Annotated in this window: 20 protein-coding genes; 6 read left to right on the top strand and 14 right to left on the bottom strand. The window is 73.1% G+C overall.

Annotated features, from left to right (window positions below):
* The first annotated feature begins 86 nt into the window (after positions 1-86).
* Positions 87-329 (top strand): hypothetical protein, encoded by a 243-nt coding sequence (locus tag T328_RS12110; RefSeq protein ID WP_496495974.1) that lies wholly within the window; start codon positions 87-89, stop codon positions 327-329.
* A 152-nt stretch (positions 330-481) separates the two neighbouring features.
* On the opposite strand, the gene T328_RS12105 is transcribed toward T328_RS12110, so the two are convergent.
* The 8 genes from T328_RS12105 to T328_RS12070 form a co-directional block, all read right to left on the bottom strand.
* Positions 482-1,381, bottom strand: a complete 900-nt coding sequence (locus T328_RS12105) for a DUF5936 domain-containing protein (RefSeq protein WP_496495973.1) — start codon at positions 1,379-1,381, stop codon at positions 482-484.
* A gap of 15 nt (positions 1,382-1,396) precedes the next feature.
* Positions 1,397-2,332, bottom strand: a complete 936-nt coding sequence (locus T328_RS12100; protein WP_496495972.1) for a type II secretion system F family protein — start codon at positions 2,330-2,332, stop codon at positions 1,397-1,399.
* Positions 2,333-2,422: 90 nt separating this feature from the next.
* Positions 2,423-3,757 carry a TadA family conjugal transfer-associated ATPase gene (locus tag T328_RS12095; protein WP_496495971.1) on the bottom strand — a complete coding sequence of 445 codons (1,335 nt, stop codon included), beginning with the start codon at positions 3,755-3,757 and terminating at the stop codon, positions 2,423-2,425.
* 2 nt (positions 3,758-3,759) lie between these two features.
* The gene (locus T328_RS12090) at positions 3,760-4,236 is read right to left on the bottom strand and encodes a TadE/TadG family type IV pilus assembly protein (protein WP_496495970.1); all 477 of its coding nucleotides are present in this window, start codon (positions 4,234-4,236) and stop codon (positions 3,760-3,762) included.
* A 2-nt stretch (positions 4,237-4,238) separates the two neighbouring features.
* Complete coding sequence (locus T328_RS12085; protein ID WP_496495969.1) at positions 4,239-6,068, bottom strand: CpaE/TadZ family protein; 1,830 nt, start codon at positions 6,066-6,068, stop codon at positions 4,239-4,241.
* 114 nt (positions 6,069-6,182) lie between these two features.
* Entirely contained in the window at positions 6,183-6,896 is a 714-nt protein-coding gene (gene cpaB / locus T328_RS12080; protein WP_496495968.1) for a Flp pilus assembly protein CpaB, read from the bottom strand.
* A gap of 10 nt (positions 6,897-6,906) precedes the next feature.
* Positions 6,907-7,992 carry a hypothetical protein gene (locus tag T328_RS12075; RefSeq protein ID WP_496495967.1) on the bottom strand — a complete coding sequence of 362 codons (1,086 nt, stop codon included), beginning with the start codon at positions 7,990-7,992 and terminating at the stop codon, positions 6,907-6,909.
* A gap of 229 nt (positions 7,993-8,221) precedes the next feature.
* Positions 8,222-9,514, bottom strand: coding sequence for an Nramp family divalent metal transporter (locus T328_RS12070; RefSeq protein WP_496495966.1), 1,293 nt, complete (start codon positions 9,512-9,514; stop codon positions 8,222-8,224).
* A 199-nt stretch (positions 9,515-9,713) separates the two neighbouring features.
* On the opposite strand from T328_RS12070, the gene T328_RS12065 reads away from it, so the two are divergent.
* Positions 9,714-11,051, top strand: a complete 1,338-nt coding sequence (locus tag T328_RS12065; RefSeq protein ID WP_496495965.1) for a M14 family metallopeptidase — start codon at positions 9,714-9,716, stop codon at positions 11,049-11,051.
* Positions 11,052-11,140: 89 nt separating this feature from the next.
* Here T328_RS12065 and T328_RS12060 read toward each other — a convergent pair whose 3' ends face one another.
* The gene (locus T328_RS12060; RefSeq protein WP_496495964.1) at positions 11,141-11,344 is read right to left on the bottom strand and encodes a hypothetical protein; all 204 of its coding nucleotides are present in this window, start codon (positions 11,342-11,344) and stop codon (positions 11,141-11,143) included.
* Between the two features lie 93 nt (positions 11,345-11,437).
* Here T328_RS12060 and T328_RS12055 point away from each other — a divergent pair, with 93 nt between their 5' ends.
* Positions 11,438-12,412 (top strand): GlxA family transcriptional regulator, encoded by a 975-nt coding sequence (locus T328_RS12055; RefSeq protein ID WP_496495963.1) that lies wholly within the window; start codon positions 11,438-11,440, stop codon positions 12,410-12,412.
* Positions 12,413-12,473: 61 nt separating this feature from the next.
* Here the strand turns inward: T328_RS12055 and T328_RS12050 are convergent, their stop codons facing one another.
* Positions 12,474-12,887 carry a RidA family protein gene (locus T328_RS12050; RefSeq protein WP_496495962.1) on the bottom strand — a complete coding sequence of 138 codons (414 nt, stop codon included), beginning with the start codon at positions 12,885-12,887 and terminating at the stop codon, positions 12,474-12,476.
* Positions 12,884-13,633 carry an IclR family transcriptional regulator gene (locus T328_RS12045; RefSeq protein WP_496495961.1) on the bottom strand — a complete coding sequence of 250 codons (750 nt, stop codon included), beginning with the start codon at positions 13,631-13,633 and terminating at the stop codon, positions 12,884-12,886. Before T328_RS12045 ends, T328_RS12050 begins: the two co-directional genes overlap by 4 nt.
* A 154-nt stretch (positions 13,634-13,787) precedes the next feature.
* Here T328_RS12045 and T328_RS12040 point away from each other — a divergent pair, with 154 nt between their 5' ends.
* Positions 13,788-15,080, top strand: coding sequence for an alanine racemase (locus T328_RS12040; protein ID WP_496495960.1), 1,293 nt, complete (start codon positions 13,788-13,790; stop codon positions 15,078-15,080).
* Positions 15,081-15,102: 22 nt separating this feature from the next.
* Positions 15,103-16,695, top strand: a complete 1,593-nt coding sequence (locus T328_RS12035) for an N-acyl-D-amino-acid deacylase family protein (protein ID WP_496495959.1) — start codon at positions 15,103-15,105, stop codon at positions 16,693-16,695.
* On the opposite strand, the gene T328_RS12030 is transcribed toward T328_RS12035, so the two are convergent.
* A complete protein-coding gene (locus T328_RS12030) occupies positions 16,628-18,724 on the bottom strand; it encodes a P-loop NTPase fold protein (RefSeq protein WP_496495958.1) in 2,097 nt (698 codons plus the stop codon). The genes T328_RS12035 and T328_RS12030 overlap by 68 nt on opposite strands.
* Before the next feature lie 119 nt (positions 18,725-18,843).
* Here T328_RS12030 and T328_RS12025 point away from each other — a divergent pair, with 119 nt between their 5' ends.
* The gene (locus T328_RS12025) at positions 18,844-20,055 is read left to right on the top strand and encodes a pyridoxal phosphate-dependent aminotransferase (protein ID WP_496495957.1); all 1,212 of its coding nucleotides are present in this window, start codon (positions 18,844-18,846) and stop codon (positions 20,053-20,055) included.
* A 41-nt stretch (positions 20,056-20,096) separates the two neighbouring features.
* Here T328_RS12025 and T328_RS12020 read toward each other — a convergent pair whose 3' ends face one another.
* Positions 20,097-20,663 carry a Uma2 family endonuclease gene (locus T328_RS12020; RefSeq protein WP_496495956.1) on the bottom strand — a complete coding sequence of 189 codons (567 nt, stop codon included), beginning with the start codon at positions 20,661-20,663 and terminating at the stop codon, positions 20,097-20,099.
* Positions 20,664-20,832: 169 nt separating this feature from the next.
* Positions 20,833-21,363 carry a VOC family protein gene (locus T328_RS12015; protein ID WP_496495955.1) on the bottom strand — a complete coding sequence of 177 codons (531 nt, stop codon included), beginning with the start codon at positions 21,361-21,363 and terminating at the stop codon, positions 20,833-20,835.
* Between the last annotated feature and the right edge of the window lie 13 nt (positions 21,364-21,376).

Genomic DNA, 21,376 nt, shown 5'->3' with positions numbered 1-21,376 from the left:
TTCCCCGCCGGGATCGCGCTGGCGGTAATGGCACGATGACCGCGCAAAGGCCCCGGCGGGCACCGTGGACAGAGGACGGCCGCGCCGTGCTGCTGGTGACCGAACCGGGCGGAGCACTGGAGAACGCAGCGGACCAGGCGGAGCACGACATGATCGCAAACGCACGGGCGATCGTAGGCATTCTGGGCAAAACGCGCGGCGAGCTTGAGAGCGCAGACGAATTTGATTTCGTTGTCACGCGGCTCATCGAAGCACTGACTGACCTGATCAATGTTGCCGTAGCCCGCGGCGAACGGCTCGTGACGGAAAGGGAACAATCCAAGAGCTGACGCATAATCACGTGCACAAAACGGCCCCGCGCTATCCGCTGGTCAGCGAGAAGCGCGGGGCCAAAGTGTGCGCGCACGCGGCCTTCGCACGGTGAGTGGGGCAGGAAGTGCGTCCGCTGGTTTCGTGACCCCCTCCCGGCGGGCCGCGCGCCTCACTCCGTCAGCACGCCGAACTCCGAGCCCGAGCCCAGATAGACCGCCGTCACCAGCAGGATGATCGTCGCCGGCACCATCAGGCTGGTGATCAGCAGCGTGGCCTTCGGGATGGCCCGGGAGGCGCGGCGGCGGGCGTTCTGGGCGTCCGTGCGTCGCTGGTCCGTGGCGATCTGTATGAGCGTCTCGACGATCGGGGCGCCCAGGTCCTCGCCCTGCTGGAGGGCGGTGACGAACTGGGCGACCTGTTCGGAGTCGTTGCGGCGGCGCAGCTCCTCGAACGCCTGGCGGCGGGAGACGCCCATGTCCATCTGGCGCAGGGTGATGCGCAGTTCGTCCGCCCAGGGGCCGGAGTAGCGTTCGCTGACGCGGTCCAGCGCCTGGCGGAAGCCGAGGCCCGCGCTGACGACGACGGCGAGTACGTCGAGGAAGTCGGGCAGGGTGCGCTCGATGACGTCGCGCCGTTTGCGTACGGCCGCCCAGATGCCGACCTCCGCCCAGCCGTAGCCGAACGCGCCCAGCACCAGGGCGCCGACCCACTGGCCGGAGGAGAGCAGGGTGAGCGCGCCGCCGTAGCCGATGGCGGCGTAGACGGCGCGGCGGGCGGCGTAGCGGTCGATGGTCAGGCCGCCGGGGTTGCCCGCGCGGTCTATCTTGCGGCGCTTGTTCTCCACCGCCCGCCGGCCCATCAGCTTCAGCACCAGTGGCGCGAACCGCATCCCGAGGCGGTCGATGACCGAGCCGACGGGGCCGGTGCGGGTGGCGCCGACCTCCAGGGCGACCTGCAGATCGGTGGGGAGCTTGACCTCGGCGCGGTAGACGCGGATGCCGCTGAGGACGCCGAAGACGGCGAGGCCGACGGCGGCGGCGAGGAGGAGCCCCTGGGTTCCGTGGTCCATGTGCGTCCGGCCCTCTCAGACGTCGATCTTCGCGAGCCGGCGGATGAGCAGGATGGCCAGCGCGTACAGCCCGACGGCCGTGAGCACCGCGCCCTGGCCGAGCGGCGAGGAGCCCATGCGCTCGATGGAGCCGGGCATCACCCGGTCGGTCAGCAGCAGGGTGCCGATGCCCATGACGGGCACGGTGTACGCGGTGAGGGTGACCTGCGAGAGCTGGGTACGCACCTCGCGGCGGGTCTCCTTGCGGTCGTTGAGGGTGCCGGTGAGGTTCCGCAGGGAGGCGACGACCTGGCCGCCGGCCCGGTTGGAGAGCACCAGCGTGGAGACGAGCACGGACAGCTCACGCGACGGCAGCCGGGCGGCGAGGTCGCCGAGGGCGTCGTCGAGTGGTACGCCGACGGCGAGCTGGTCGGTGACCTTGGTCAGCTCCTCGCCGGCCGGCGCCTCCAGCTCCTCGGCGGCGATGCCGAGCGCGGTGCGCAGGGCGAGGCCGGCCTGGGTGGCGTTGGCGAGGATGCGGGAGAGGTCGGGCAGCTGGTTGATGAACGCCTCGATGCGTTTCTGCCGCTGCCAGTTGAGGAAGGCGTGCGCGCACCACACCCCGATGAGCCCGGCGATCGGCCCGAAGAACGCGGCGAAGAGGGCATCGGCGAGCAGCCAGAGCACGGCGACGCCGGAGAGCACGTACACCGTGAACTCGCCCGGGGTGACGTCCAGCCCGGTGGTCGCGATGCGCCGCTCCAGGTGGCGGCCGATCCGCGTCGGCCGCACCCGCCGGTCGACCTCCGCGAAGCGGCGCCGGGGGCGCCGGTCGCCGGCGTCGGAGAGCCGGTCGAGCAGCTCGGCGCGGCGGGCGCGCCCGGAGGCGTAGACGGCGACGCCGCACACGGCGAGCGCGCCGGCGAGCAGCGACAGGCCGACGACGAGCGTGAACAGCTGCTGGCGGTCCACCGGTTCACCCGGCCTCTCGGGTCTGCGGGCGCGCCGGGCTCCCGTACGCGTGCGTCACGTGCTTCCCGTGCGGCATGCAGGGCACGTACGTCACCTCGCCTCCCGCGTCTGCAGATGCCGCTCCGACGGCGCGACCCCGAACGCCGGCGGCACCGGCTCGCCGGCGTAGAAGAGGCGGTCGCCGGTGCGCCGCGGCAGCGGCGAGAACTCGAACTGGCCGCGCACGATACGGTCCGAGCTGATCGGCAGGGCGCGGAAGCGGCAGACGGACACCAGCTGGTAGACCTCCCGGCCGCGGGACGACAGCATCACGATCTCGTCGATCTTGCGGGTGCCGTCGGTGTGCCGCGCGAGCTGCACGATCACGTCGACGGCGGAGTTGATCTGGTCGCGCAGCGCCTCGAACGGCACCTCGACGTCCGACATCGACGCCAGCGTCTGCAGCCGCATCAGCGCGTCCTCGGCGGAGTTGGCGTGCACGGTCGCCAGCGACCCGTCGTGGCCGGTGGACATGGCCTGCAGCATGTCCAGCGTCTCGCCGCCGCGCACCTCGCCGACGATGATGCGGTCGGGGCGCATGCGCAGCGAGTTGCGCACGAGGTCGCGGATGGTGATCCGGCCCTTGCCCTCCACGTTCGGCGGGCGCGACTCCAGCCGGATGACGTGCGACTGCTGCAGCTGCAGCTCGGCGGCGTCCTCGACGGTGATGATCCGCTCGTGCTCGGGGATGAGCCCGGACAGCGAGTTCAGCAGGGTCGTCTTCCCGGCGCCCGTCGCGCCGGAGACGATGACGTTGAACTTCGCCCGGACCAGCCCGGAGAGCAGCAGCAGCATGTGCTCGTCGAGGGTGCCGAGGCCGATGAGTTCGGCGAGGGTGTACGAGCGCGGGAAGCGGCGGATCGTCAGCGTCGGGCCGGTCAGGGACAGCGGCGGGATGATGACGTTGACCCGCTCGCCGGTCGGCAGCCGGGCGTCGACCATCGGCGTCGACTCGTCCACGCGGCGGTTGACGGTGGAGACGATGCGTTCGATGGTCTGCATCAGCTGCTCGTCGGAAGCGAAGCGCAGCGGCAGTTGCTCGACCCGGCCGGCGCGCTCGACGTAGATCCGGTCGGGGCCGTTGACCATGATCTCGGTGACGCTCGGGTCCTCCAGCAGCGGCTCCAGGATGCCCAGCCCCAGCGCCTCGTCCACGACGCGGCGGATGAGCTGCGCGCGCTCGGCGGTGGAGAGCACCGGGCCCTCGCGGCTGAGGATGTGGCCGAGCACCCGCTCCAGCCGGGCGCGGCGCTCGGCGGGCGACAGCGCCGACATCTCGGCGAGGTCGATCTCCTCCAGCAGCTTGGCGCGGTAGGTGGGGACGAGGGTCTCGCCGTGGCCGTCTGTGGTGTGGTCGGGGGTGGTGATACGGGCCCGGAGGCTCATCGTCAGTCCTCCCCCCGCGGCATGGTCGAGCTGCGCTCCACCGAGCCGAAGTCGTCGACGCCCGGGATGATGGACGGGATCTCGACGCTGGCGGTCACGGTCACCTCGCCGTCGCCGGAGGAGACCTCGAAGCCGGCCTCCAGCCAGTCGCTGATCGACGCCTCCCCGGCGGCCGACGCGGACGACGGCGGGTCGTCCAGGGACTCCATGCGCGCCGCGGCGCGCGCGGCGGTGCCGGCCTGGGAGGCGGCGTACGCGGCGACGCCCAGCTGCACGGCGGCGAGCGCGATGAAGATCAGCACGGGCAGGAAGCCGATGTACTCGATGGCCACGGAACCGCGGTCCCCTCGCCGGGGTGGCGAGAGCGGCGAGGCCTGCGCGCGGCGCTCGGCCTGCGCACCGGGCCGGACCGGCGGCTCGCCCGCCCCCGGTGCGCCCGGCCCGGCGCGGAGCGCCTTCGTACGCGATCCGCTACGCACCCTCAGCCTCCCTCGTCCGTCGCGCCGGCGGTGCCGCTGACCGTGAACGGGAAGTCCAGGCCGCCCGGGAAGAGGACCGGCACCTTCAGGTCGACGGTGGCGGTGGTGACGCCGTTCGACGAGCCGACCGACACCGAGGCGTCCCAGGCGTCCGGCAGGTCCTCCTCCGCCGCGGCGACGGGGTCATCGCCGACGGCGGCGGCGCGGGCGGCCATGTCGGCGGCGTTGCCGGCCAGCGAGTAGGTGTAGCCGACGAGGACGAACTGCCAGACGACGACGAGGACCAGCGCGATCAGCGGCAGCATCCCGGCGAACTCCACCGACACCTGCCCCCGGTCCCCCCAGCGCCGCCCGCGGCGGGCGGGCGGCGCGGTACCCGGCACCGCGCCCGGACCGGGCGCCGGACCGGGCGCGGGACCGGGCGCCTGACCTGCCGGACCCGCCGGACCCGGCGCCCCCGGGGCGCCCGGCGGCAGCGCCGGCCTGTCACCGGGCGGCGCGACCTGCGGCGCCGGGCTCCCGCCCCGGCCGCCGGCGGCCACGGCGCCCGGACCGGCGCCCGCGCCCAGCGCCCGCTGCCCTCCGCCCCCGTACGCCCCCGGACCACCCGGACCGCCGGGCGCACCCGCACCCGCCCCCGGACCCGCCTGGTCCGGCACCACCGTCAGCCCCAGCTCCCCCGCCACCGCCCACAGCGCCTGCCGCACCGTCGACTTCTGCTCCAGATCCTGCAGCCGCCCCGCGTCCACCAGCGGCTGCAGCTCCTTGAACGCCGCCGGCACCGCCGTCCGCGCCACCGTCGTCCCGGTGGCCCGCGCGATGATCGACGGCTGGATCTCGGTGTTCCGGGTGAGCCGGTTGACCAGCACGACGGTGTCCTCCGGCTTGCGGATCTGTAGCCGGTCCCACAGCCGCAGCATGCGCTTCGCGCCGCGTACGGAGATGACGTCGGGCGTCGTCACGAGCAGCGCGACGTCGGCGAGTTCGACGGCGGCGGCGTTCGGCGTGGTCACCTGGCTGCCGCAGTCGAGGACCACCACCTCGTACCGCGACCGCAGCGCGCTCAGCGTCTGCCGCGCCGCCCGGTCGTCGACGTCCTCGCCGCGCTCGCCCTCCGAGGGGGCGAGGAGCAGGCCGAGGCCGGTGTGGTGGGTGAAGACGGCGTCCTGCAGGACGCGCGGCGAGATGTCCTTGATGCCGGCCAGGTCGGCGACCGAGCGGCGGAACTGCACGTCGAGGTACGACGCGACGTCCCCGGACTGCAGGTCCAGGTCGGCCAGCGCGACGTGCCGCCCGGCGGCCCGCGCGGCGAGCGCGAGCTGCACCGCCGCTACGGTCGTGCCGACGCCGCCCTTCGCGCCGCTGACGGTGACCAGCGTGCCGCCCGGCCCGCCGAACGCCTCCGGCCCCGTCGCGGCGCCGAGGTGCCGCCGTACGCCGCTGCTCCACTGCGCGGCGGCCTGCACCCGGGCGGCCAGTTCCTCGTACGCCAGCGGCAGTCCGACGACGCCGCGGGCGCCGGCGTCCATGGCGGCGGAGTAGCCGGCGGGCGAGGTGTCGGCGGTGACGAGGACGGTGCCGACGGCGGGGAAGCGCAGCGCGACGTCGCGGATCAGCTCCAGCGCGGGCACCGGCCCGATCCGCTCGTGGACGAGGAGCACCTCGGGCAGTTCGGCCACGCCGGCGCCGGCGAGGGTCGCGAGGTGGTCGAGCAGCGCGACGGAGTCGCCGATCGCCGCGGCGGCCTCGGCGTCGGGCAGCTGGTGGAGCAGCGAGACGGTGGCGCGCGCCGCGTCGGGGTCGGCGATGGCGGCCTGGATGCGTACGGTCATGGGCGCCGGCCCCCCTCCGCCGCGTACGGGCGCGCGGGCAGGACCGGCGCGGCCGTCCCGTACGCCCGCCGGGCGGTGGCCCTTCGCTGGCTGCGGATGGTCATGTGCGACCCCTCACCGGTCCTCGTCGAGGGTGTACGTGCGGTCCTCGGGGGCGATGTCCGTATCCTCCTCGCCCGGGGCGACGAGGGCGAGACGCACGTGGGTGGCGAAGGACTCCGCGTACGCCACGCGCTGCGCGTCGGAGGTGCCGAGGGCGAAGGTGATCGGCACGGCCTCGCCCTCGTCGGCGCGGGGGTCGTCGTCGCCGGTGCGCTCGATCGGGGTCAGCTCGCCGACGTCGATGACGCGGGCGCCCGCGACGATCACCTGGGAGACGGGCCGGTCGCCGTCGCCCTGGGCGTCGAAGGTGGCGAAGATGTTGACCCGCGCGCCCGGCGTGATCTTGCCGGCGACGCCGGTGGAGGCGTCGATCATGATGGCGATCTCCTGCTGTCCGGGCTCCAGGTCGGGCCGGCCGCTGACCATGTCGCTCTGCAGCAGCGAGCCCTGCTTCAGCGGCGTGAGCGCGACCTTGCCGGCCAGCTCGTCCGGGTCGGTGACCGCGGTGTCGGGCAGCCAGCGCTTCGGCATGCTCGTCTTCTCGTACTGGTCCGGCTCCAGCGGCTCGTACGCCTCGACGTCGGTGGTGAGCCGGTAGGCGGTGGCCTCGTCGCCGACCTTGGACTCCACGTCGCTGACGAACGCCAGCACGCCGGCGAACGCGCCGAGTGCGACGAGGACCGACAGCAGGACGAGGATGATGCCGCGGCGCTGGCGTGAGTTCATCGACGGGACCTCAACGGTTGTTCTCGGGGGGTGACGGTATCGCCGCGCCGGCGGCGGGCTGGTACGCCGGCTGCGGTAGGGACTGCGCAGGCAAGGGCTGTGCGGACCCGGGCTGCACGGGGCCTGCCTGTACGGGCCCTGCCTGCACGGGCTGCGTAGGCCCCGCCTGCGCGGGTACGGCCCGGGGCGGCGCCGGCGACGGGGCGGCCGGTCCCGGCGGCACCGGGGTCGCGCACAGCAGGCACCGGTCGCCGATGATCTCCAGCCCGCACCACGAGCAGCGCGCCCGCTGCACCGACGCCACCAGCCGGCTCAGCACCAGCGGGTCGGTGATCCCGGCGGCGAACTCGCACACCTTCTCCGTCGCCCACCACGGCGCGGACGCCGCCGGCAGCGGCGCCAACTCCAGCCCCTGCACCCGCCAGCCGGCGGCCAGTTCGCCGGTGACCCAGGCCGCGTCGAGCCGCCCGGAGGCGTGCACGAGCCCGGTGGCGAAGTCCGGGCCCGGCGGCACGGGGTCGCGGCCGATCCGTACGAGCCGGGGCCGCGGCGCGGCGAGGACGGCGAACTGCGCGCCGGGCACCCTCCCCCTAAGCCCTGGGGGCTTGGGGGTACCCCCATGGGCGTGCGCGCCGAGGGTCACCGGCACCCGGTCCAGCTTGGCGACGCTGCCGAGCACGGCGCCGGCGTGGACGTAGTGCGTGAGCAGCCGGGCGGCGGTGGCGAGCACGCCGGCGCCGAGGTCGGCGGTGGAGAGCTGGAGCAGCTGGCGGGCGACGACGGCGACGGCGAGCGGCGGTAAAGGCAGCGGGACCAGCGCCATCCGGTCGCTCTCCAGCACGGACCGTACGGTGTGCAGCCGGCGGACCACGGCGGCCGGGGCGGCGGCGGGGTGGAGCACGACGAGGAAGCCGTGCTGTTCCAGCACGGCCGACACCTCGGCCAGCGCCTCCTCCAGGGGCTGCTCCCGCGGGTGGCGCAGCGCCATCACCGTGGGGCCGGGGAGGCCGGGCGGGCCCTGCCGGCCGAGCGGCCCGTGCCGGCCGGGGGCGGGGAGCACGAGGTCGGGGCCGGTGACTGCGATGGCTGTTGGCACGTCGGGCGTCCCCCCACCGGTCTCAGACACGCTCTGAGCACCATAACCGCGACGTGGACTGCGGAAACACCTTTTGTGCAAAGTGGATTGGGCCGCCCGGCCGGCGGGCCGGGGCGGGCCGTTCGCGGCGCGGGCGGCGGCCACACCTCGCCGTCCGCCGTCCGCCGTCGGCGCCGCGCCCGGCGCCGACGGCCCCGGCCGGCGCGGGCCGCTCGCGCGGTTACCAGGGCTACCAGGGCAGGTCCCTGATCTGCTGCACGCACAGCACGATGAACAGCACCCCGGAGACGGTCAGCAGTCCGTTGCTGAGCGGGCCGTTGCGCCACTGCCGCGGGGTGCGGTCGGTGTTGAGCAGCCACACCAGCGTCAGCGCCAGGAACGGCATGAAGAACGCGCCCAGCACGCCGTACGTGATGACGATGGCGAACGGCTGGTCGAGCCACAGCAGCGTCATCGGCGGGAACGTCAGCCACAGCAGGTACGCCCGGAACGGCAGCGACCGCTCGCGGCTGCCCGCGGCGACCTCCCGCGCGCTGCCGTCGCCGGCCCCGCGCCCGCCGCGCACGTTCTCGACGAAGTCCGCGAAGAGCAGGCTGACGCCGTGCCAGACGCCGATGAGCGAGGTGTACGAGGTGGCGAAGAAGCCGATGAGGAAGAGGTTCGCGGTGGCCGCGCCGTAGCGCTTCTCCAGGATGTCGCCGAGGTCGACCAGCCCCTGGTCGCCCGACTCCAGCGCGATGTTCGTGGCGTGCAGCAGCTCGGCGCCGACGAGCAGCATCGCGACGACGAAGATGCCGGTGGTGATGTACGCGACGCGGTTGTCCAGCCGCATCACCTTCAGCCAGCCGACGTCGGTCCAGCCCTTGGCGTTGACCCAGTAGCCGTACGCGGCCATGGTGATCGTGCCGCCGACGCCGCCGACGAGGCCGAGGGTGTACAGCAGCGAGTCGTCGGGCAGCGTGGGCCACAGCCCCGCGAAGGCGTCCCCGGCGTTCGGGCCGACGCGGATCGCGACGTAGACGACGACCACGAACATGACGCCGACGAGGACCGTCATGACCTTCTCGAAGACCGCGTAGCGGTTGAACCAGACGAAGACCAGGCCGGTGAGGCCGGTGAGGATGCCCCAGGTCTTCAGGTCCGGGCCGTCCGGGAAGAGCGCGACCAGCGGCAGCGCGGAGGACGACATGGCGGTGGCGCCGTAGACGAAGCCCCAGACGACGACGTAGACCGCGAAGTAGACGGAGGTCCAGGTGCCGAGGGTGCGCCAGCCCTCGAACAGCGTGCGGCCGGTGGCCAGATGCCAGCGGCCGACGGCCTCGGCGAGGGCCACCTTGACGACGCAGCCTATGACGGCGGCCCAGAGCAGGGTGTAGCCGAACTTGCTGCCGGCGAGCAGCGTGGCCACCAGGTCGCCGGCGCCGACGCCGGTGGCGGCGACGACGATCCCCGGGCCGATGTACCGCCACTTCGCCTTTCTCATCTCGGGCGGTGCGGACGCAGGCTCGGTGCGGTCAGCCATGAGCGGCTCCTTCGCAGCTCGTCCCCCCTGTGATCCCCCGAATTGAAGGGGATCCGCGGACGGCCGCACAAGAGGGCGTCGGCGGCGAACACTCGGGCGCCTCTTGACCCGACCATGCCAGAGTCAGAACCATTGACGCGCACCACGGCACCACCCCGCACCACAGCACCACCCCACGCCCCCACATCCAGGAGCAGGCATGCGACTACGCATACGGTCGGTGACCCTGACCGCGGTGCTCTCCCTCGCCGCCGCCGGCACGCTCAGTGCCGCGGGCGCGGAACCCGCCGCCGAGACGGCCGGGACGAGCACAGCTCAGACGCAACAGAGCGAGCAGATCCGGCAGTACGAGATCCCGGGCCAGTCCGGCCGCGAGGCCCGTACCCGCCTCGCCGCCACCGGCGTGTCCGTCGACGAGGTACGCGACCACTCCGTGGTCGTCTCCGCCGACGGCGCCCAGGCCCGGCAGCTCCGCGCGCTCGGCTACCGGCTGAAGCAGCTCCCCGCCCCGCCCGTCCGCCTCGGGGACGAGCCCCCCACGACGCTCGACTTCCCGCCCGCCGACTCCGGCTACCACAACTACGCGGAGATGACCGCCGAGATCGACGAGCGGATCGCGCAGCGCCCGGAGCTGATCAGCAAGCAGGTCATCGGCACCTCGCACGAGGGCCGCGACATCGTCGCCATCAAGGTCAGCGACAACGTGAGCACCGACGAGGACGAGCCCGAGGTGCTCTTCACCCACCACCAGCACGCCCGCGAGCACCTCACCGTCGAGATGGCGCTGTACCTGCTGGGCGCGTTCGCGGACGACTACGGCACCGACCAGCGGATCACCGACGCCGTCGACGGCCGGGAGATCTGGATCGTGCCGGACCTCAACCCGGACGGCGGCGAGTACGACATCGCCTCCGGCTCGTACCAGAGCTGGCGCAAGAACCGCCAGCCCAACTCCGGCTCCAGCGCGGTCGGCACGGACCTGAACCGCAACTGGGACTACGAGTGGGGCTGCTGCGGCGGCTCCTCGTCCAGCCCGTCCTCCGACACCTACCGCGGCAGCGCCGCCGAGTCGGGCACGGAGGTCAAGGTCGTCGCCGACTTCGCGCGCAGCCGGGTCGTCGGCGGCGAGCAGCAGATCACCGCGGGGATCGACTTCCACACGTACAGCGAGCTGGTGCTGTGGCCGTACGGGTACACGTACGACGACACCGGACCCGGGCTGACGCAGGACGACCACGACGCGTTCGCCGCGGTCGGGGAGAAGATGGCCGAGAGCAACGGCTACACGCCGCAGCAGTCGAGCGACCTGTACATCACGGACGGGACGATCAACGACTACCTCTGGGGCGAACAGAAGGTCTTCAGCTACACGTTCGAGATGTATCCGGGCTCGGCGGGGGGCGGCGGGTTCTACCCGCCCGACGAGGTCATCGAGCGGGAGACCAGCCGCAACCGGGACGCGGTGCTGCAGCTGCTGGAGAACGCCGACTGCATGTACCGGTCGATCGGCAAGGAGGCCGAGTACTGCACCGGCTGACGCCGGGTGGCGCCGGGTGGCGCACCGGCTGACGCCGTACGGCGCGCCTCCGCGGGGCGGGGGCGCGCCGTACCGAGGTGCGGGCCGGTTCAGGCGGCGCGGCCGTAGCCGTCGAGCGCCTCCCGGACGGGTACGTCCCGGGCGGGTGCCGGGGTCTCGCCGCGCTCGGCGGCCTTGAGCTTGCGGTCGAGGATGCGTTCGCGCCGGTCGAAGTACAGGGCCGGGCCGACCAGGATCGCGGCCATGAAGAGCAGGACCAGGGTTCCGACGGTGTAGTCGAGGATCGCGTTCATGTCGTCTACGATCCCGGATCCTTGCACAGACAAACAGTGGCAGCCCTGCCATAGGTCTTCGAATTACTGCCAGTCGTGCGTCATACTGACCGCATGCTCTCCAAAGTCGTCTGTCTGCTCACCGACGAGGTCAACGCCTTCGAGCTGGGCGTCATCTGCGAGGTCTTCGGCATGGACCGCAGCGAAGAGGGCCTGCCGGTCTACGACTTCTCCTACGCCGCCGTGCGCCCCGGCCGCATCACCATCCACCCCGGCCTGCCCGTCGACGTCCCGTACGGCCTGGAGCGCTTCGCCGACGCCGACCTGATCGCCATCCCGGCCGGGCAGGGGTTCGCGTACCGCGACTTCCCGCCCGAGCTGCTGCACACGCTGCGCGAGGCGGTGGCGCGCGGCACGAAGGTGCTGAGCGTCTGCACGGGCGGGTTCCTGCTCGCCCAGGCCGGACTGCTGGACGGCCGCCGCTGCACGTCGCACTGGATGTTCGCCGACCGTCTCCAGCGCGAGTACCCGCGGGCGCTGGTCGAGCCGGACGTGCTCTACGTCGCCGACGGCCCGGTGATCACCTCCGCGGGCACCGCCTCCGGCATCGACGCCTGCCTCGCCATCGTCCGCGAGGAGCAGGGCAGCAAGGTGGCCAACGCCATCGCCCGCCGCATGGTCGTACCGCCGCACCGGGACGGCGGCCAGGCGCAGTACATCGACCGCCCGGTGCGCGGCACGTGCGACGACGACGCCATCGCCCGGGTGCTGACCTGGTTGCAGGAGCACCTGGACGAGGACGCGACGGTGGAGCAGCTCGCGGCGCGGGCGCACCTGGCGCCGCGTACGTTCGCCCGCCGCTTCCAGCAGGAGACCGGGACGACGCCGTACCAGTGGCTGCTGGGCCAGCGGCTGCTGCTGGCCCAGCAGCTGCTGGAGGAGACCGACGCCACGGTCGACGCCATCGCCGCGCGCGCGGGCTTCGGCAACGCGGCGACTCTGCGCCACCACTTCCTGCGCCGGCTGGACACCACGCCGAACGCCTACCGGCGGACGTTCCGCGGGCCGGCCGTCGGCGCGGGGCGCTGAGGGCCGGGGTTGCGGGGGAAGCGGGGCTGCGGGTGTTGCCGGGGGGTGCGGGGGTTGCGGATCAGCCGAGTACCGCCAGGCAGTCGATCTCCACGAGCAGCCCCGCGGGCAGCCCGACGTACACGGTCGTACGCGCCGCCGGCGGCTGCTCCAGCTCCGCGAAGTAGGCGTCGTAGATCTGGTTGAACTCGGCGAAGTGCGCGGTGTCGGTGAGGTACACGCGGATCATCACCGCGTCCTCCCACGACGCGCCGCCCTCCTCCAGCACCGCCTTGACGTTGGACAGCGTCTGCTCGGTCTGCGCACGCAGCGACGGGCCCGCGGGGGTCGGCTTCCTGCCCTCCTCGGCCGGCAGGAAGCCCACCTGCCCGGCGACCTGGAGGATGTTGCCCTTGCGCACGCCCGCGGAGAAGCGGGCCGGCGGCGGGACGTGGTTGGCGGGGGTGACGGCGGTCTTCTGGGCCTTGTCGCTCATACGCGCACTCTTCCGGAATAGTCGTCGCTTATCGCTGCCGCCGTGCGGCGCAGCTGCGGGAGGAGGGCCATCAGCTCGTCCGCGGTGACGACCACGTTCGGCGCCGACAGGGAGCAGGCGGCCACGGTCCGGCCGTCGGCCCCGCGGATGGGCGCGCCGATGCAGTTGATGGACTCCTCGTGGCCGCCGAAGTCGGCGGCCCACCCCTGCTCGCGCACCGTGGCCAGCTCGTCGAGCAGGGCCTGGGCGTCTGGCGTCGAACGGGGGGTGTACATGGGGTAGTCGAGCCGCTCGGCGACGGCGCGCCGCTCCGGCTCCGGCAGGTCGGCCAGCAGCAGCTTGGCCACGGCCGCGACGGTGATCGCGACGGGCCGGCCGATACGCGAGTACATGCGCACCGGGTAGCGGCTGTCGACCTTGTCGATGTACATCACCTCGCGGTCCTCGTAGACGGCGAGGTGCACGGTGTGCCCGGTCTCCTCGCCGAGCCGGACCAGGTGCGGGTGGGCGATCTCGCGTACGTCCAGGCTCTCGGCCGCCGCCTGGGCGAGGGCGAAGAGGCGGGCGCCGAGGCGGTAGCGCTGGTCGTCCTGGCGGTAGACCAGGCCGTGTTCGTGGAGGGTGCGCAGCAGCCGCATGGCGGTGGTCTTGTGCACGCCGAGCCGCGTGGCGACCTGCTCCAGTCCGGCGGGGCCGTCGGCGAGCATCGGCAGGATGGCGAGCGCGCGGCCGACCGACTGGCTCATCGCGACCTCCCGCCCTGCCGTCGTGCCCGCGTGCGTCGTGCCGTCCCGGCCCGCCGGGCCACCGTTGACCAGCCGTTCGCCCGGATGTTAGACAGCGGTGTCGATATACGCAATGCACGTTGCATGTTGCGCAACCAACCTGCTGGAGGGCTTCATGGCAGCGCTCGCCGAGCTGGCCGAGCTGGCGGAAGCACGTATCGACCACCGCTTCAAGGGCCTGCCGCCCGACGCCGCCGGCTCGACCGTCGGCGAGCTGGCCGCCGAGCGCCGGTCGCTGTTCACCGGCGGCTTCACCACCCCGGTGCTCGCGCTCTCCGCCCCCGCGCTGGCGCACAACCTCGGCGCGCTCGCCCGCTTCGCCGCCGCGCACGGCCTCGCCTTCGCGCCGCACGGCAAGACGACGATGGCCCCCCAGCTCTTCGCCCGCCAGCTCGACCAGGGCGCCTGGGGCATCACGGTCGCGGTCCCCCACCAGGCGCGGGTGGCGCGGGCGTACGGCGTCCGGCGGATCTTCCTCGCCAACGAGCTGGTCGACGCCGCCGCGCTGCGGTGGGTCGCCGCCGAGCTGGCCGCCGATCCGGACTTCCGGCTCGTCTGCTACGTCGACTCCGTACGCGGCGTCGAGCTGATGGACGCGGCGCTGCGGGCGGCCGGGGCCACCCGTCCGGTGGAGGTCACCGTCGAGCTGGGCGCCGGCCCGGACGCCCGCACCGGTGCCCGTACGGAGGCGGACTGCCGCGCGGTCGCCGAGGCGGCGGCGCGGGCGGAGACGCTGCGGCTGGTCGGGGTCGCCGGGTACGAGGCGGAGGCGCCGGGCGCGGACGGCGAGGTGGTGCGGGGCTGGATGCGGCGGCTGCTGGGGCTGGCCGCGGAGCTGGACGCCGCGGGGCTCTTCGCGGACGTCGGCGAGATCGTGGTCAGCGCCGGGGGCAGCGCGTGGTTCGACGCCGTCGCCGACGGCTTCGCGGCGGCGCCGGAGCTGTCGCGGCCGGTGCTGAAGCTGCTGCGCTCGGGGGCGTACATCAGCCACGACGACGGGCACTACAGCCGGATGACGCCGTTCAACCGGGTGCCCGGGGAGGGGTCGCTGACGCCGGCGTTCCGGCTGTGGACGCAGGTGGTCTCGCGGCCGGAGCCGGGGCAGGCGTTCGTCAACGCCGGCAAGCGGGACGCCGCGTACGACCTGGACCTGCCGGTGCCGGTGGCGGTACGCGGGGAGGGTGGGACCGGCGCGGAGCGGGCGGCCACGGGGATCACGGTGCGCAAGCTCTCGGACCAGCACGCCTGGCTGGACGTGGCTGACACCCCGGAGGGGGCTGCGCTGGACGTCGGCGACTGGGTGGCGCTGGCCCTGTCGCACCCGTGCACGATCTTCGACAAGTGGCAGCTGATCCCGCTGGTCGAGGCGGACGGCACGGTCACGGAGTACGTACGGACCTTCTTCTGAGCGGCGTTCGAGAGCGGCACACATGGACCTGGTGATCCGCGGCGCCTTCGTCGTCGACGGCTCGGGGGCGCCCGGCCACCGCGCCGACGTCGGGCTGGCCGGCGGCCGGATCGCGGCGATCGGCCCGAAGCTGAGCGGCCGGGACGTACTCGACGCCGACGGCCTCGTCCTCGCCCCCGGCTTCGTCGACATGCACGCCCACTCCGACCTCGCCCTGCTGCGCGACCCCGAACACACCGCCAAGGCCGCGCAGGGCGTGACGCTGGAGGTCATCGGCCAGGACGGGCTGTCGTACGCGCCCGTGGACGACCGCACCCTCGGCGCGCTGCGCCGCCAGATCGCCGGCTGGAACGGCGGCGGGCCCGGCGACTCCTCCAGCGACGGGATGGCGTTCGACTGGCGCACGGTCGGCGAGTACCTCGACCGCCTCGACCGCGGCCCGGACGGCGCCGGGCTGGCCGTCAACGCCGCGTACCTCGTCCCGCAGGGCACCGTGCGGGCACTGGCGCTGGGCTGGGAGGACCGGCCGGCGACGCACGCCGAGCTGGCGCACATGAAGCGGCTCGTCGCCGAGGGTCTGGAGCAGGGTGCGGTCGGGATGTCGTCGGGGCTGACGTACACCCCCGGCATGTACGCGCCGACCGCCGAGCTGACGGAGCTGTGCCGGGTCGTCGCGGCGTACGGCGGCTACTACTGCCCGCACCACCGCTCGTACGGCGCCGGCGCCCTCGGCGCGTACGCCGAGATGCTCGGCCTTGCCCGGGACGCCGGCTGCGCGCTGCACCTCGCGCACGCCACCCTGAACTTCGACGTCAACGCCGGCCGCGCCGCCGAGCTGACCGCCCTGCTGGACCGCGCCCTCGCCGACGGCGTCGACGTCTCGCTGGACACGTACCCCTACCTGGCAGGCTGCACCACGCTGGCCGCGCTGCTGCCGAGCTGGGCGGCGGTCGGCGGCCCGGACGCGACGCTCGCGCGGCTGCGGGACGGGGACACGGCGGCGCGGATACGGCACGCGCTGGACGTCGAGGGGTCCGACGGGTCGCACGGGGTGCCGATGGACTGGTCGACGATCGAGGTCTCGGGCGTCGGCGACCCGGCGCTCGCGCACTGGGTCGGGCGGCGGCTGCCGGACTTCGCCGCGGCCCGGCGGCTGCTGCTTGAGGACCGGCTGGCGACGACGATCCTGCAGCACGTCGGGCACGAGGAGAACGTCCGGGCGATCATGGCCCACCCCGCGCACACGGGCGGCAGCGACGGCATCCTGCACGGCGCGAAGCCGCACCCGCGGGCGTACGGCACCTTCCCGCACTACCTCGGGCACTACGTGCGCGAGCTGGGCGTGCTGACCCTGGAGGAGTGCGTCCGCCACCTCACCGCCCGCCCGGCGGCCCGGCTGCGGCTGGCGGACCGGGGGCTGGTGCGGGAGGGCTACGTGGCGGACCTGGTGCTGTTCGACCCGGCGACGGTGGCGGCGGGGGCGACGTACGAGGAGCCGCGGCGGGGGCCGGTGGGGGTGCCGTATGTGCTGGTGGGCGGGGAGTACGTCATGCGGGAGGGGCGTCGGACGGGGGCGGTGCCGGGGCGGACGGTGCGGGGGCGCGGGCGGCGCTGAGGGAGGCGCCTATCCGGGTGACGTAGCGCAGCAGCGCGTCGCTGCCGTTGAGGATCTGGGTGTTCAGTTCGGCCGCGGCGTCCCTGCGCTCGGGGGTGATACGGCTGGAGAAGAACACGGCGGGGCCCCGGTAGATCCCGGCAGAACGCCAGTGCCGCAGGTCGTCCAGACCGGCGGACTGGTCGGTGCCGCGGGCGATGTCGGAGACCAGCAGGTCGAACCGGCCGGGGACCATCTCCCGCTCGGCCTCGGCGCGGCTGCGCACCTCGGTGATCACGGCGCCCTCGCTGCGCAGCCGGCGGGCGAAGGACGTGTTGTTCTCCGGATGGTCGTCGACCCACAGGATCCGCAGGCCATGCAGCGCGGGCACGGATTGCGTCTGCCAGACGCCGTCAACGTCGCCCATCGGGGGGGCCGGGCTGGCGTAGGCCGGCTGGGCCGGACCCTGCGACGGCGGGGGATACGGCTGCTGGGCCTGCGACGGCAGGGCGGGCGCCGGGTACGGCGGCGTGCTTCCGTACTGGGCCTGGCTCCCGTACGGCGCGCCGCCGCCCCAGCCCGCCACCACAGGCCCCGACACGGTCCCCCCCTGCACCACGGACGGGGTCGTCACCGGTGGCTGCGCGTAGCTCGGCGCCTCCGCCTCCGCCGGCGCGCCCTCGCGCAGCAGCACCAGCAGCCGCTCCGCGTCCTGCAGCTTCAGCAGCTCCCCCAGCAGCGACGTGAACCCCGGGTCGTCCGCGTGCTCCGGGAAGCCGATGGGCAGCCGCCGCTCCAGCTGCTCCAGGGCCGGCGCCCCGTCCTGCTCCCGCGCCGGCGGGTACAGGTCGTACTGCTCGAAGAAGGTGCCGACCTCGTCGTACGAGGCGAACTCCGCCGCCGCCTCATGCGGGACCGCGGGTACCGGCGACAGCAGCGTGCGGCGCACCCGGCGGTACATGGTGAACTCCTGCACCACGTCCTCACCGGGGGCGCCGGAGGTGCCCGTCATCATCCGGTAGAACTCCGGATAGAAGTACTGCAGCAGCAGCGTCCTGATGACCGACTCGGGCGGGAAGCCGGACCACACCGGGTTCAGCGTGGCCTCCAGCACGAAGCCGTTCACCAGCCGCTTGATCCGCCGCGGATTCCGCCCCGACCGCTCCACCAGCAGCTGCTTCAGCCCGTCGTCGAGCATGCCCTCGATGCCCGCGGTGCGCGCGCACCACTCGACGTACGCGCCGACGCCGTCGTTGTCCGCGACGGGAATGCGGTAGCTGGTCTGGAAGATCTTCTCCATGAAGACCGACGCCGCCTGCGTCTGCTCGCGCAGCAGCGCGCTGGGGCCCTGCGCGGAGCGGTCGCAGCCGACGACGAAGACGAGACCGGGCAGGTCGAGGTAGACCTTCAGCGCCTCGCAGACGGCCATCACCGTCTCCTCGGGGCAGCGGTCGAGATCGTCGATGAAGACCACCAGCATCCGCGACGGCCCGCTCGCGGCCCGCTCCCGGGCCATGCGCCCGATCTCCTCGCGCATGGCGTTGCGCGCCTCGGGGCCGCCCGCGGTCCAGCTCGTCCACAGCTCGTCGACGAGCCCGGCCGCGCCGAGCGCGCCGCCGAGCACGGTGGTGACGGCGCGTACGCCACGCACCACCGCGCGTCCCCGGGAGATCCGGGACAGCGTGCGCTTGAGCGTGCGCCGCTCGAAGCGCATGAGCACCGACTTCACGAGCCCTTCGAGGGCGTCGGCGCCGGTGGAGGTCCACGCGTTGTACCAGACGGTCTCCACGTCGGGCTCGGCCTGCAGCCTGGCATCGACCAGCCGCATCAGGCTGGACTTGCCCATCCCCCAGCCGGCGTCGACGGCGAGCGTGAACGGCGTCGAGGCGCGGGAGGCGTGCAGCAGCCGGGCGAGCTGTGCCGCGGCCCGGCCGGTGCCGAGGATGTCGTCGCCGGGCGCGGCCACGGGCTCGTCGTTGACGAGCGCGAGTGTGGCGCCGGCGCCGAGGGTGGCGAACGTCGGTGCGCCGGTGGGAGGTTGGGCCGCCATCCGGGCATTGTGGCAGGTGCGGCGGGGCCCCGGAGGCCGATATGCCATGTGACCGGGCTCGCACGGAACCTGCCGGTTATCCGGAGGCGGGGCGCGGGGGCGGCCCGTACAGTGGCCGCATGCAGGTGATCCAGTCAACGAAGCTCGCCAACGTCTGCTACGACATCCGGGGCCCCGTGCTCGAAGAGGCGATGCGGCGCGAGGCGGCGGGTCACCAGATCCTCAAGCTGAACATCGGCAACCCGGCCCCGTTCGGCTTCGAGTGCCCGCCGGAGATCCTGGAGGACCTGCTCCGCACGGCCGGCAGCGCCCACGGCTACGGCGACTCCAAGGGCATCCTGCCCGCCCGCCGCGCGGTGATGCAGCACTACCAGACCAAGGGGATCGAACTCGACGTCGAGGACGTCTTCCTCGGCAACGGCGTCTCCGAGCTGATCCAGATGTCCATGCAGGCCCTCCTGAACGACGGCGACGAGGTCCTGATCCCGGCCCCGGACTACCCGCTGTGGACGGCCTCGGTCTCGCTGGCCGGCGGTACCCCGGTGCACTACCGCTGCGACGAGCAGGCGGACTGGATGCCGGACCTGGCCGACATCGAGCGCCGTATCACGGACCGCACCCGCGCCCTGGTCGTCGTCAACCCGAACAACCCCACCGGCGCCGTCTACGACGCGGAGCTGATGCGCGGCCTGGCCGACATCGCCCGCCGGCACCGCCTGGTGCTGTGCTCCGACGAGATCTACGACAAGATCCTCTACGACGACGCCACCCACTCCCCCACCGCCACCTACGCCCCCGACCTGCTGGTCCTCACCTTCAACGGGCTCTCCAAGGCGTACCGCGTCGCCGGCTACCGCAGCGGCTGGCTGGCCGTCTGCGGCCCGAAGCATGACGCGCGCAGCTACCTGGAGGGCCTGACGATCCTGGCGAACATGCGCCTGTGCGCGAACGTCCCCGCCCAGCACATCGTCGCCACCGCCCTCGGCGGCCGGCAGTCGATCAAGGACCTGATCCTCCCGGGCGGCCGGCTGCTGGTCCAGCGCGACACCGCGTACGACATGCTCACCCAGATCCCGGGCATCACCTGCGTCAAACCCAAAGGCGCCCTCTACGCCTTCCCGCGCCTCGACCCCAAGGTCCACAAGATCAAGGACGACGTCCGCTTCGTCCTCGACCTCCTGCGCGCGGAGAACATCCTCCTGGTCCAGGGCACCGGCTTCAACTGGCCGCGGCCCGACCACTTCCGCATCGTCACCCTCCTCGAAAAGGACGGCCTGGCGGACGCGATCACCCGCATCGGCACCTTCCTGGACGGCTACCGCCAGTCATAGCCGGGGAGCGAGAGCCCGGGAGGGGCCGGCTTCCGCGTTCCTCACAGGGCCCCGAGGTCGACCGCGACGGTGAACGGGGCGGTGGCCTTCACCACGCCGGTGAACACCTCGCCGTCCCGATAGGCCCTGCTGGCAGGGTCGAGGACGTAGGTGTAGACGATCGGAACGCCGGTGGCAGCCTGCTCGATGCGCCAGTAGAAGGGGATCCCGGCAGTGGCGTACTGGTCCACCTTCACGATCCGGTCGGTGGTCTCCGAACCCGGCGACACGACCTCGGCCACGAGGAGCACATGCTCCGGACGAGTGGGCGTGAGGTCGATGGTCTCCGCCCGGTAGACGACGACGTCCGGACGCCTGTTGGTGAGCGGAACGTCCTGCAGGCGGACGTCGAAGTCGGTGTCGGCGTTCCAGTCCGGGCCCGCGACGGCGTCCAGGGCGTTGGCCAGGATCCGGGCCAGCCGATTGTGCCGCTTGGACACGCTCGGGCTCACGACGACCATCCCGTCCACGATCTCGATGGCGGCGCACTGCTCCTCGGACCAGGAGTCGTACTGCTCGGCGCTGATCTGTGTGTGCATCCACGCGGGTGCGACCATCTCCGCGGTCATGGCGTACCTCCCTCGGCGAGGATGTCCGTCAGGTCGGGTGCTGCTGCTCGGCTGAGCGTACTGCTCCCCGTGGTCGGGGCCCGGCCTCCAGTGGGTCGGGGAGGCCCTTGAGAGGGGCCCCGGCGGGCCGGGCATGGTGGCCCGCCGGGGCAAGACGGCGTTTGCTGGTTCAGTGGCGGGCCGGAACGGAGATGCCGGTCCCGCCGGGGAGGCCGGCGCCGAACTGTGCGATGGCCGCGTCCAGGTCGAGCGGCGTGAAGGCCTGGCGGGTCACCTCGTCGACCCTGTCGGCGGGCACCAGCCAGCACACTTCGAACTGCAGGCCGTCCGGGTCGCTGGCGTACAGCGACTTGGTGGTGCCGTGGTCGATCTCGTGGGTCAGCTCACCCGCCCGCAGCAGCCTGCCGCGGATCCGCTGCAGCTCGGCCAGGGTGTCCACCTCCCACGCCAGGTGCGCGAGCCCGGGACGTAGGCCCGCGCCCGCGCTCTGCGCGGGAGCCGGGTCCGCGATCTGCATGAAGGCCAGGTCGTGGTCGTTGGTCGACCCCTCGGCCTTCAGGAACGCGGCCTCGGGCACCTTGCCGCCGTCGCCGTGGAGGCGGTGGTCGACGCGGAAGTTCAGCAGGTCGGTGTAGAAGGCGATGCTGCGTTCGACATCGCGGACGTAGAGCACGGCGTGGTTGAGACGCTGGACTGGCATGCCACTCCTCGCT

The organism is Streptomyces sp. CNX435 (assembly GCF_059570575.1).
The sequence above is the reverse complement of the archived record's forward strand: the minus strand, read 5'-3'. Positions and strand labels throughout refer to the sequence as shown.